This window comes from Citrobacter sp. Res13-Sevr-PEB04-36 (assembly GCF_015672735.1).
In the GTDB taxonomy this organism is placed as follows: Bacteria; Pseudomonadota; Gammaproteobacteria; order Enterobacterales; family Enterobacteriaceae; genus Citrobacter.
The window spans coordinates 115,664-127,145 of the sequence record NZ_JADABY010000007.1 but is presented as its reverse complement, the minus strand read 5'-3'; the positions used below and the strand labels follow the sequence as shown (position 1 = coordinate 127,145).

At 52.1% G+C, this 11,482-nt stretch carries 11 protein-coding genes; 5 read left to right on the top strand and 6 right to left on the bottom strand.

Going from position 1 to position 11,482, the window contains the following annotated elements:
- Positions 1–8 precede the first annotated feature (8 nt).
- On the top strand, positions 9–404 hold the full coding sequence (gene caiF / locus IMQ48_RS02355) for a carnitine metabolism transcriptional regulator CaiF (protein WP_196207749.1): 396 nt from the start codon (positions 9–11) through the stop codon (positions 402–404).
- A gap of 76 nt (positions 405–480) precedes the next feature.
- Here the strand turns inward: caiF and caiE are convergent, their stop codons facing one another.
- From caiE to caiT, 6 genes are all read right to left on the bottom strand, one after another.
- A complete protein-coding gene (gene caiE, locus IMQ48_RS02350; RefSeq protein ID WP_196207748.1) occupies positions 481–1,077 on the bottom strand; it encodes a carnitine operon protein CaiE in 597 nt (198 codons plus the stop codon).
- A 93-nt stretch (positions 1,078–1,170) separates the two neighbouring features.
- Positions 1,171–1,956: a crotonobetainyl-CoA hydratase gene (caiD, locus tag IMQ48_RS02345; RefSeq protein ID WP_196207747.1), complete on the bottom strand. Its 786-nt coding sequence runs from the start codon at positions 1,954–1,956 to the stop codon at positions 1,171–1,173.
- A 53-nt stretch (positions 1,957–2,009) separates the two neighbouring features.
- Positions 2,010–3,563, bottom strand: a complete 1,554-nt coding sequence (caiC, locus tag IMQ48_RS02340; RefSeq protein WP_196207746.1) for a crotonobetaine/carnitine-CoA ligase — start codon at positions 3,561–3,563, stop codon at positions 2,010–2,012.
- A gap of 63 nt (positions 3,564–3,626) precedes the next feature.
- Positions 3,627–4,844, bottom strand: a complete 1,218-nt coding sequence (caiB, locus tag IMQ48_RS02335; RefSeq protein WP_196207745.1) for an L-carnitine CoA-transferase — start codon at positions 4,842–4,844, stop codon at positions 3,627–3,629.
- A gap of 105 nt (positions 4,845–4,949) precedes the next feature.
- On the bottom strand, positions 4,950–6,092 hold the full coding sequence (gene caiA / locus IMQ48_RS02330) for a crotonobetainyl-CoA dehydrogenase (protein ID WP_181498955.1): 1,143 nt from the start codon (positions 6,090–6,092) through the stop codon (positions 4,950–4,952).
- Between the two features lie 33 nt (positions 6,093–6,125).
- Positions 6,126–7,643, bottom strand: a complete 1,518-nt coding sequence (caiT, locus tag IMQ48_RS02325; protein WP_181498956.1) for an L-carnitine/gamma-butyrobetaine antiporter — start codon at positions 7,641–7,643, stop codon at positions 6,126–6,128.
- A gap of 481 nt (positions 7,644–8,124) precedes the next feature.
- Between caiT and IMQ48_RS02320 the strand changes: the two genes are divergently transcribed.
- The 4 genes from IMQ48_RS02320 to fixX are packed head-to-tail and all read left to right on the top strand — an operon-like array spanning position 8,125 to position 11,472.
- Positions 8,125–8,895 carry an electron transfer flavoprotein FixA gene (locus IMQ48_RS02320; RefSeq protein ID WP_181498957.1) on the top strand — a complete coding sequence of 257 codons (771 nt, stop codon included), beginning with the start codon at positions 8,125–8,127 and terminating at the stop codon, positions 8,893–8,895.
- A 15-nt stretch (positions 8,896–8,910) separates the two neighbouring features.
- Positions 8,911–9,852 carry an electron transfer flavoprotein subunit alpha/FixB family protein gene (locus tag IMQ48_RS02315; protein ID WP_196207744.1) on the top strand — a complete coding sequence of 314 codons (942 nt, stop codon included), beginning with the start codon at positions 8,911–8,913 and terminating at the stop codon, positions 9,850–9,852.
- Positions 9,853–9,901: 49 nt separating this feature from the next.
- On the top strand, positions 9,902–11,188 hold the full coding sequence (locus IMQ48_RS02310) for an FAD-dependent oxidoreductase (RefSeq protein ID WP_196207743.1): 1,287 nt from the start codon (positions 9,902–9,904) through the stop codon (positions 11,186–11,188).
- Positions 11,185–11,472: a ferredoxin-like protein FixX gene (gene fixX, locus IMQ48_RS02305; protein WP_096758345.1), complete on the top strand. Its 288-nt coding sequence runs from the start codon at positions 11,185–11,187 to the stop codon at positions 11,470–11,472. Before IMQ48_RS02310 ends, fixX begins: the two co-directional genes overlap by 4 nt.
- Positions 11,473–11,482 lie beyond the last annotated feature (10 nt).

Here is an 11,482-nt window from a genome sequence, read left to right as displayed (position 1 = left end):
GTGTGCTTATGTGTGAAAAATATGTTGAAAGACCGCTTTATTTGTTAATTGCTGACTGGATCATGGCTGAAGATCGTTGGGTCACGGCAAAGGAAATTTCCCGCCATTTTGATATTGAACACAGCAAAGCGATTAATACGCTCTCCTATATTCTGTCAGAAGTGGGAGAAATTGTTTGTGAAGTTAAGATGATTCCTAATCAGATTGCAGGTCGGGGCTGTCAGTGCCAGCGTCTGGTGAAAGTCATCAGCATTGATTCTCATCTCTACCGCCGATTGAATCACAATTTGCAGGAAAAAAAGGTGAGCGTGGCGAAAACGCCGCGACTGTCTGCAGTTCCCCCAACAGAACTCAATCGCGAGCAGAAATGGCAGATGATGCTCTCCAAGAGTATGCGTCGCTAATTGTCAGTTTGCCTGATGGCGGCATAAACGGTGATTGAATCGTAGGCCGGATAAGCGTGAGCGCATCCGGCATCAATTACTGTGCTGATTTTGGCTTCACATCCGTCGTACCCTTCAACCGTGGGCGATTTTTATCAACCAGCGTTAACGGCTGTGTTTCGTGTAATCCTATCCGATAACGGACCGCGAGGTCCTGATACTCTTTGGTATTCAGCCGCTTCCAGTGCATCTCCTGGTCTGTCACTTCACGCAGTATGCGGGCGGGTGAACCGACCAGCATCTGCCTCGCCTCACCGATAAATCCGGCTTTAACAAAACTCATGGCGGCGACAATGCTCTCTTCGCCAATGATCGCGCCGTCCATAATGACGCTGTTCATGCCAACCAGCGCATCGCGGCCAATTATGCAGCCATGCAAGATTGCGCCGTGTCCGATGTGTCCATTCTCATGCACGATGGTGTCGGTGTCGCAGTAGCCGTGCATGATGCAGCCATCCTGAAGATTAGATCCCGCTTCAAGGATCAGGCGGCCATAGTCGCCGCGCAATGATGCGTGCGGACCAATATAAACCCCGGCACCCACAATGACATCGCCAATCAGCACTGCACTGGGGTGGACATAAGCCTCTGGATGTACCACCGGGATCAGACCTTCAAACGCATAATAACTCACGATATTCCTCAGTTGTTTTTGCCGGATAACGCGGCCTACGAGTGTGCATTTTTTGTAGGCCGGATAAGCAAAGCGCCATCCGGCATCAGCACATTAACGTCCTTTCCACACCGGATCGCGTTTTTCGGCAAACGCCTGCGGCCCTTCAAGCGCATCTTCAGAGTGCAACACGGATGGGTAATGCTTCAGCACGCCGCTGCGGATGTAGCGGTAGCCTTCTTCTACCGGCATTTCGCTGGTCGCGCGGTAAATCTCTTTCAGTGCGGCAATAGCCAGTGGAGCGCTATTCACCAGCTGCTGCGCCAGTTCGCGGGCGCTGTCCATCAGTTCAGCCTGGCTGACGACGCGGTTCACAATCCCCCAGCGCAGCGCTTCTTCGGCACCCATTCGTCTGCCGGTCATCACCATTTCGTTGACGATAGCAGGCGGCAGCAGCTTCGGCAGACGCAGCACACCGCCGCTGTCTGGCACGATACCGAGCTTGGCTTCCGGCAGCGCGAAGCTGGCGTTTTCCGCACAGACGATAAAATCCGCCGCCAGCGCCAATTCAAAACCACCGCCAAACGCATAGCCGTTTACCGCGGCGATGACCGGTTTATCGAGGTCGAAAATTTCGGTTAACCCGGCAAAACCACCTGGACCAAAATCGGCATCCGGCGCTTCACCTTCAGCCGCTGCTTTTAAGTCCCAGCCTGCGGAAAAGAATTTTTCGCCGCCGCCGGTGATGATCGCCACACGTAATTCCGGGTCATCACGGAAATTAAGAAAAGCCTCGCCCATGGCAAAACTGGTTTTGGCGTCAATGGCATTCGCTTTGGGCCTGTCTAATGTAATTTCCAGAATCGGGCCGTTGCGGGTCAGATGTAATGATTCACTCATAGTTCATCTCCAAAAAATAGGTTTACCGGCAGGAGAAATTCCTGCCAGTGGGTTTATTTCAGATTCTTTTTGATTATTTTTCCTGAACAATTACGCGGCAGGTCGGCTCTTATCTCCATAAATGAGGGAACCTTAAATTTCGCCATATTGCTTTCGCAGAAACTGAAGAATTCCGCTTCGCTTAATGTTTCACCCTCATTCAATACAATAAAGGCTTTAATCGCCTCATCGCGGATAGCGTCTTTAATACCGACGATGACAATGTCCTGAATTTTAGGGTGAGCAGAGATAATATTTTCCAGTTCGACGCAGGAAACATTTTCCCCACCGCGTTTAATCATGTTGCAGCGCCGGTCAACGAAATAGAAAAAACCGTCTTCATCGCGGTAGCCGGAATCACCGGTATGCAGCCAGCCGTCTGACTCCAGCGCATTGGCAGTGGCCTGCGGTTGCGCATAGTACTCTTTAAATATCGTTTTACCCGGCACGCCTTTAATGCAGATTTCGCCAATCTCTCCGGCGGGTAGTACCTGATTATGATCGTCACGAATTTCGGCTTCATAGCTAAAGCCCACGCGGCCAATAGAAGGCCAGCGACGCTTGTCACCGGGGCGGTCGCCAATAATACCGACGATGGTTTCCGTCATGCCGTAGGAGGTCAGCAGCCTGACGCCAAAGCGCGCGATAAACTCGTCTTTTTCCTGCACCGACAAATTGAGGTAGAACATCACTTCGCGCAGCTTGTGCTGCCTGTCTGTCGGGCTTGCGGGCTGTACCATCAGGGTGCGGATCATCATCGGAATGCATTCCGTCACCGTCGCCTGATATTTGCGTACCTGGTCCCAGAAGGCCCGGGCGCTGTATTTCTCTATCAGCACAAAGGTACTGCCTGCGGAAAAAGCCGCCATGGCTGCCGTACACTGGCAGTCGATATGGAAAGCGGGCATTACCGTCAGGTAGACGTCGTCGTCGCGCAGGGCGCACTGCCAGGCGGAGTAGTAACCGGCAAAACGCAGGTTATAGTGGGTAATGACCACCCCTTTGGGACGTGAGGTGGTGCCAGAGGTAAACAGAATTTCTGCTGTGTCATCAGTGGATAACGGTGGCGTATAGCACAGCGTTGTCGGCTGCTGATCCTTGAGCTGAGAAAAATGGCTCACGCTATCGTCAGCCGGAACCTGCTCGCCTATTAAACAAATGTGGTTGAGCGGGGTAGTATTTTCCCGTTTTATCTGGCGGTACATTGGATAAAACTGGGCGCTGGTGACCAGCAAGCTGACCAGACTGTTTTGCAGGATCCAGGCGCTTTCTTCCCCCAGCAAGCGGGCATTAACAGGCACCATAATGGCGCCAATTTTTGCCAGTCCAAACCAGCAAAAGATAAACTCCGGGCAGTTATCCAGATGTAATGCGACCTTGTCGCCTTTGCGTATGCCTAATGAATGAAAAAGGTTCGCCGTACGGTTAATCTCTTCATTAAGTGAGGCATAGCTAAACTGTCTAACGTTTCCTTCGCAGGATTCGAAAATAAGCGCCGTTTTATCTCCGTATACCCCGGCCAGGTCGTCCCACATCTGACGTAAGTTTTGTCCGCCAACGATATCCATTTTACCTTATCCACTGAAATCAGGCGTGAGCGCTAACCCGCAAAGCTAGTCAGCGCATCGCGTTTAATCCTCAACTCTGGCCAGGCCTTTGCCGACCAGCTCATTAATGTCTGCTTCGCTGTAACCAATATTTTTCAGAATGGCGGCGGTATCCATACCGTGTGTCGGCATGCCACGCCAGATTTTCCCTGGGTTGTTTTTGAATTTCGGCATGATGTTGGGGCCTTTACAGGTGCGACCGTCCATCGTTTGCCACTGGGTAATAGATTCACGGGCTACGTACTGCGGGTTGGCTTCCAGTTCCGGAATTGTCAGTACTTTCGCGCAGGCGATATTCAGTTCGGCAAAGCGCGCCTGAACATCTGCAATGGTGTGTTCCGCCAGCCAGGCATCCAGTTTCTCTTCGACTAACGGGCCGTACGGGCACTCAACGCGATGGATAAGCTGTGTACCTTCAGGGACTTCTGGTGTGCCAAGAATGTGCGCCAGACCAATATCCTTGAAGCATTCGTTGATTTGCGTAATGCCAACCAGTTCCATCACGATGTAGCCGTCGGCGCATTTATACAGGCCGCAGCCGGCGTAGTAGGGGTCTTTACCTTTGGTCATGCGCGGGCAAACTTCACCGCCGTTGAAGTAATCCATCATGAAGTACTGGCCCATACGCAGCATGACTTCGTACATGGCTATATCAATACTTTCGCCTTTACCCGTTTCGCGCACTTTATACAGGGCCGCCAGGGCTGCCGTGGTGGCGGTCATGCCGGAGAAGTAATCGGCGGTGTAAGGGAAGGCCGGCATCGGCTGGTCAACGTCGCCGTTTTGAATCAGATAACCGCTGAATGCCTGGGCGATGGTGTTGTACGCCGGGAGGTTGGTGTACTCATCGGTGCCATACTGGCCGAAGCCGGAGAGGTGAGCGATAACCAGCTTCGGGTTGTGTTCCCATAACACGTCATCGGTAATACCCCGGCGGGCAAAGGCTGGGCCTTTACTGGCTTCAATGAAAATGTCGGTGGTTTCCATAAGCTTCAGAAACGCTTCCCGGCCTTCATCTTTGAAAATATTGAGTGACAGGGCGTGCAGGTTGCGGCGTGACAGCTGCGGGTAGTTGGGTTGTACGCGGATGGTATCGGCCCAGGCGACGTTTTCAATCCAGATAACCTCTGCGCCCCATTCGGCAAACATCTGTCCGGCGAACGGACCGGCGATTTCTATTCCTGAAAAGACAACCCGTACCCCGGCAAGCGGGCCAAACGCAGGCATTGGTAAATGATTCATAATTTAGCTCCTGGCATTTTTTGTAGGCCCGGTAAGCACAGTGTCACCGGGCATGTTGCCGGATGGCGGCGTAAACGCCTTTTCCGGCCTACGAATCGTGCTGAATTAGCGGTATTGCTTGAGTACCGCACGACCCAACGTCAGGATCTGCATTTCATCAGAGCCACCGGAAACACGGTCAACGCGTAGGTCACGCCAGAAGCGCGTGATGCGATGATTGCCCGCAATACCCACGCCGCCCAGTACCTGCATGGCGCTGTCTACGACCTCAAACGCGGCGTTGGCGCAGAAGTATTTGCACATCGCCGCATCTCCCGAGGTAATGGTGCCGTTATCTGCTTTCCACGCGGCTTCCAGCAGCATGTTTTTCATGGAGTTCAGTTTGATCGCCATATGTGCAAACTTCTCCTGAATTAGCTGGAAACGACCGATCGCTTCGCCAAACTGGACGCGCTGATTGGCGTAGCGCGCCGCATCTTCAAAGGCGCACATTGCCGTACCGTAGTTGGTCAGGGCGACGAGGAAACGTTCGTGGTCAAACTCTTCTTTCACGCGGTTAAAGCCATTACCTTCCCGACCGAACATGTCTTTTTCATCCAGTTCGACGTCATCAAAAGTAATTTCACAGCAACTGTCCATGCGCAGGCCGAGCTTCTCCAGCTTGTTGACCTTGATACCGGCCTTGCTCATATCAACAAACCACTCGGTGTAAACAGGTTTATCCGGTGAAGCACCATCTCGTGCCATTACCACAACATACGGGGTGTAGGCGCTACTGGTGATAAAGCACTTACTGCCATTAAGATAAACCTTACCATCTTTGCGTGTATAAGTGGTTTTCAGACTGCCAACATCCGATCCTGCTCCCGGTTCGGTAATGGCGGAGTTCCACATCTGCTTACCGGTGCCCTGGAATGCCATGATTTTATCAATTTGTTCCTGGGTACCTTCACGCAGGAATGTGTTAAAACCCCCCGGTAATTGATACAGCACGTAAGTCGGTGCGCCAAGGCGACCCAATTCCATCCATACCGCGGCAACGGTGACGAAACCGGCTTCCAGACCGCCGTGTTCTTCCGGGATCAGCAGGCTATCGATACCCATATCCGCCAGCGCTTTTACAAAACGTTCCGGGTAGACGCTGTCACGATCGCACTCGGCAAAGTAAGCTTCCCAGTTCTCACTGGCCATCAGTTCACGAATACCTGCGACAAACAGTTCCTGCTCGTCATTCAAATTGAAATCCATCTTCAAGCCTCTTCAGTAATGGGTTAATTAAACTTACTTGTCTTTCCAGTGCACTTTGGCGTCTTTAATAAAGGACAGCGTGACCATAATGTTGACGAAGAACAGCGGGCATCCTCCGGCAATAATCGCCGTCTGGATGGGCTTCAATCCGCCCAGCGCCAGCAGAACAATACCGATGACGCCGACCAGTACCGACCAGCCGATGCGGATCAGCAGCGGCGGTTCTTCGCCGTCGCGGACTTCGCGGCAGGTGGACATCGCCAGGGTATAAGAGCAGGCGTTAATCAGGGTAACGGTGGCGATAAAGCAGAGGATAAAGAATCCCCACATGGTGGCGGTGCTGAACGGCAATGCGGCCCAGGTTTCGATGATGGCGCGCGCCACGCCGTGTTGCTCAATCAGTTGCGGGATGTTGAGAATGTTTTTATCCATCAACAGCAGCGTGTTGCTGCCAAGAACGGTCCACAGGATCCAGGTGGAAGCGGTCAGACCCAGCACCATGCCGAAGCACAGTTCACGTACGGTACGGCCACGCGAAATACGGGCGAGGAAGATACTCATCTGGATGGCATAAATTACCCACCATGCCCAGTAGAAGACAGTCCAGCCCTGCGGGAAACCGCCTTTACCGATAGCATCGGTATAGAACAGCATGCGTGGCAAATACATCATCAGCATGCCGACGGAGTCGGTGAAGTAGTTCATGATGAAGCTGGCACCGCTGACGATAAACACCCAGCCCAGCATCAGGAAGCTCAGATAGCTACGAATGTCGCTGGCGATCTTCACCCCTTTTTGCAAACCACATGCCACGCAAATGGCGTTCAGAATGATCCAGCAGGTAATGATGATGGCGTCTAATTGCAATGTGTGCGGAATGCCGAACAGATACTGGATGCACTCGGTCACCAATGGTGTCGCCAGGCCAAGACTGGTCCCCATCGCGAAGATCAGCGCGACCAGGTAGAAGTTGTCGACGATGGTGCCGAATAACCCTTTGGCATGTTTCTCGCCAACCAACGGTACCAGCGTGGAGCTGGGACGGATGACGTCCATCTTGCGTACAAAGAAAAAGTAGGCGAAGGCCACTGAAAGGAAGCTATAGGTTGCCCATGGCAGCGGTCCCCAATGGAACAGGCTGTATGCCAGCCCCAGTTCTTTTGCACCCGTGGAGTTGGGGGCGAGAGCAAAGGGCGGGGTGGAAATATAGTAGTAAATCTCTATTGAACCCCAGAACAGCACGGCAGCCGATGTACAGGAGGCGAACATCATAAAAATCCAGCTGGCGGTGCTAAACTCCGGTTTTTCATCACCTAATTTCTTTTTGGCATAGGGGCCAAAGACCAGCCAGAACCAGCCGAACAGCATGATGACCATATACCATTCAAATGCCCAGCCCCAGACATTGGTGACATAACTGAATACCGCATTAATAACCACATTCGCGGCATCAAGATCTCGAACTGTTAGCCAACAAAGTATTCCGACAATTATTAATGGCGGAAAAAAAACCTTAGGTTCTATTCCCGACTTCTTCTTTTCATTTTTCATAAGTGAATTCCAGTGTGAAAACGAAATTTATTTAGCGTTCCCGATTGTGCTGTTTTGTATATTTATTATTAATGATTTGTTGATAACTATTTAACCTTTGGGGCGCCTCGGTGAGTAACTCATAATGGGTATTCGTTACCGGTGGTTCTGTTATGCTCGTCACATTTTTTTACGCTGGTAGTTTTGATGGTTTTTATGAATTTTATTGTTATTAATCAATTTGTTGATGTTTGTTTTTTAAGTTTTTTAAGTGGTTGTCTTTCAATATTGTTGAGCCAGTAAACAATATTGAAAACTTTCATGTTTGACAGGCGATTTTCAATATTGGTGAGATGCGTAACACTATTGAAAGTTACAAATATCAATGTGTGACATTTTCAATATTGGTGATCAATGTTTTATTTCCGAATTAAAGAGCGTGATATCTGTATTTAACACCGCCGATATGAATAACGTTTCCTTCATGATTTCTGGAGATGCAATGAAGATAATTACTTGCTACAAATGCGTGCCTGATGAACAGGATATTGTGATTAATAATGCTGATGGTTCTCTGGATCTCAGCAAGGCTGACGCCAAAATTAGTCAGTACGATCTGAATGCGATAGAAGCTGCCTGCCAGTTAAAACAGCAGTTGGGAGAGGCTCAGGTTGTTGCGCTGAGCGTGGGTGGCAAAGCGTTGACCAATGCTAAAGGGCGCAAAGATGTGCTTTCTCGTGGCCCTGATGAATTGATCGTGGTGATTGACGATAGGTTCGAACAGGCGCTGCCACAGCAGACGGCGACAGCGCTGGCTGCCGCGGCACAAAAATCTGGTTTTGATCTGATTATCTGCGGCGATGGGTCTTCCGATCTCTATGCGCAGCAGGTCGGTCTGCTGGTGGGCGAAACGTTGAATATCCCGGCGATTAACGGCGTCAGCAAGATCCTCTCGCTGACGGAAAACACCCTCACGGTAGAACGTGAGCTGGAAGATGAAATTGAAACCCTGAGCATCCCGCTTCCGGCGGTGATTGCGGTCTCTACCGACATCAACACACCACAAATCCCTTCCATGAAAGCCATTCTTGGCGCAGCGAAAAAACCGGTTCAGGTCTGGTCGCCAGTGGATATTGCGCTAAATAGCGTGGATGCGTATTCCGTCCAACAGGTTGCTGCACCGAAGCAACGCGAGCGTCAGCGTGTTGTGATTGAAGGTGACGGTGAAGAACAGATTGCCGTGTTTGTCGAGAATCTGCGCAAAATCATTTAATTATCAGGGGATGTTATGAACAAGTTTTCCAGTGTCTGGGTATTCAGCGATACCCCTTCTCGTCTGCCGGAACTGATGAATGGCGCGCAGGCTTTAGGTGAAAAAATTAACGCGTTCGTATTGAACGAGGCTGAGAGTGCGATGGCAATTCAGCTGGGCGCCAACCATGTTTGGCTGCTCAGCGGTAAGCCAGATGACCGGATGATTGAAGATTATGCGGGCGTGATGGCCCAGACCATTCGTCAGCACAGTGAAGGTGGTGCAGTACTGCTGCCGAATACGCGTCGCGGCAAACTGCTGGCGGCAAAGCTGGGCTTTCGCTTGTCGGCTGCGGTGTCTAACGATGCCAGCGCGGTGACGGTGCAGGACGGCAATATGGCGGTCAAACACATGGTGTATGGCGGTCTGGCAATGGGGGCGGAAACCATCACCTCACCATTTGCGGTGGTTACGCTCGGCAGCGGAACGTTTGATGCGATACAGCCAGATTCGTCCCGCAGCGGCGAGAGGCATGAGGTGCAGTGGCAGACCCCGGCTGTCGCGGTCACCCGCACCGCCACGCAGGCGCGTAAGAGCAACAGCGTCGATCTCGACAAAGCGCGACTGGTGGTCAGCGTGGGACGCGGTATTGGCAGCAAAGAGAATATCTCGCTGGCGGAAGCGCTGTGTCAGGCCATGGGCGCTGAGCTGGCCTGTTCCCGTCCGGTGGCGGAAAACGAGAAGTGGATGGAGCATGAACGCTACGTCGGTATCTCCAATCTGATGCTCAAGCCTGAGCTGTATCTGGCGGTGGGGATCTCCGGGCAGATTCAGCACATGGTGGGCGCGAACGGCGCACAGACGATTTTTGCCATCAACAAAGACAAAAATGCCCCGATCTTCCAGTACGCAGACTTTGGCATCGTTGGCGATGCGCTGAAGATCCTGCCTGCGCTGACGGCCGCATTAGCGCGCTAAACCATTCCGGGCAGAGTACGACAGTACTCTGCCGCTGAGAGGAGTACTTATGTCCGAAGATATCTTTGATGCCATTATCGTGGGTGCAGGCCTGGCCGGTTCGGTTGCGGCGCTGGTGCTCGCTCGCGAAGGTGCACAGGTGCTGGTTATCGAGCGCGGCAATTCTGCTGGCGCGAAGAATGTCACCGGTGGTCGCATGTATGCGCATAGCCTGGAGCGTATCATCCCCGGTTTTGCTGAGCATGCTCCCATTGAACGCATAATCACCCACGAAAAACTCGCCTTTATGACTGAAAAAGGGGCGATGACGATGGATTACTGCAACGGAGAAGAAGCGACGGCGTCGCAAGTTTCCTATTCCGTATTGCGCAGTAAATTTGACGCCTGGCTAATGGAACAGGCTGAAGAGGCTGGAGCCCAGTTGATCACAGGTATTCGCGTGGATAACGTCGTCCAGCGTGATGGCAAAGTTGTGGGCGTGGAAGCCGATGGCGACATCCTTGAAGCAAAAGTGGTGATTCTCGCCGACGGCGTGAATTCTTTGCTGGCAGAAAAGTTGGGCATGGCCAGGCGCGTTGAGGCGGCACATGTTGCCGTTGGTGTGAAGGAGCTTATCGAATTACCGAAATCGGTGATTGAAGACCGCTTTCATCTGCAGGGCAACGAAGGCGCAGCCTGTCTGTTTGCCGGGGCGCCAACCGACGGTCTGATGGGCGGTGGCTTCCTCTATACTAATGAAACCACCGTTTCTTTGGGGCTGGTATGCGGCCTTCATCACCTGAAAGACGCGAAAAAATCGGTTCCACAAATGCTGGAAGATTTCAAACAGCACCCGGCCGTTGCACCGCTGATTGCCGGTGGCAAGTTGGTGGAATATGCCGCTCACGTGGTGCCGGAAGCCGGGATGAATATGCAGCCGGAGCTGGTGGGCGACGGTGTACTCATTGCCGGTGATGCTGCCGGAATGTGTATGAACCTTGGCTTCACCATTCGCGGTATGGATTTGGCTATCTCGGCAGGTGAAGCGGCAGCTAAAACGGTACTTTCAGCCATGAAACGTGACGACTTTAGCAAACAGGCGCTTGGTGAATATCACCAGCATCTGGATGATGGTCCTATGCGCGATATGCGCATGTATCAGAAGCTACCCGCGTTCCTCGATAACCCTCGTATGTTTACCGCCTATCCAGAAATGGTGGTCAATATCGCCCGCGACCTGTTCACCGTCGATGGCTCAGCGCCGGTCCCTGTGCGTAAGACATTGCTGCGTCATGCGAAGAAAGTGGGCTTCATCAACCTGATGAAAGATGGCCTTAAAGGAGTGACCGTATTATGACTTCTCCCGTCAATGTGGACGTCAAGCTGGGCGTCAATAAATTCAATGTCGATGAAGAAAGTCCGCACATCATTCTGAAGACTCAGCCTGATAAGCAGGTGCTGGAGGTGTTGATCAAAGCCTGCCCAGCCGGTTTGTATAAAAAGCAGGATGACGGCAGCGTGCGTTTTGATTACGCCGGTTGCCTGGAATGCGGTACCTGTCGAATTCTCGGTCTCGATACGGCGCTGGAGAAATGGGAATACCCGCGCGGCACCTTTGGCGTGGAATTCCGCTACGGCTAAACCTGGTGCC

Coding starts and splice junctions, on each gene's coding strand:
- caiF (WP_196207749.1), top strand. CDS start 9: ATGTGTGAAAAATATGTTGAAAGACCGCTTTATTTGTTAATTGCTGAC.
- caiD (WP_196207747.1), bottom strand. CDS start 1,956: ATGAGTGAATCATTACATCTGACCCGCAACGGCCCGATTCTGGAAATT.
- caiC (WP_196207746.1), bottom strand. CDS start 3,563: ATGGATATCGTTGGCGGACAAAACTTACGTCAGATGTGGGACGACCTG.
- caiB (WP_196207745.1), bottom strand. CDS start 4,844: ATGAATCATTTACCAATGCCTGCGTTTGGCCCGCTTGCCGGGGTACGG.
- caiA (WP_181498955.1), bottom strand. CDS start 6,092: ATGGATTTCAATTTGAATGACGAGCAGGAACTGTTTGTCGCAGGTATT.
- caiT (WP_181498956.1), bottom strand. CDS start 7,643: ATGAAAAATGAAAAGAAGAAGTCGGGAATAGAACCTAAGGTTTTTTTT.
- IMQ48_RS02320 (WP_181498957.1), top strand. CDS start 8,125: ATGAAGATAATTACTTGCTACAAATGCGTGCCTGATGAACAGGATATT.
- IMQ48_RS02315 (WP_196207744.1), top strand. CDS start 8,911: ATGAACAAGTTTTCCAGTGTCTGGGTATTCAGCGATACCCCTTCTCGT.
- IMQ48_RS02310 (WP_196207743.1), top strand. CDS start 9,902: ATGTCCGAAGATATCTTTGATGCCATTATCGTGGGTGCAGGCCTGGCC.
- fixX (WP_096758345.1), top strand. CDS start 11,185: ATGACTTCTCCCGTCAATGTGGACGTCAAGCTGGGCGTCAATAAATTC.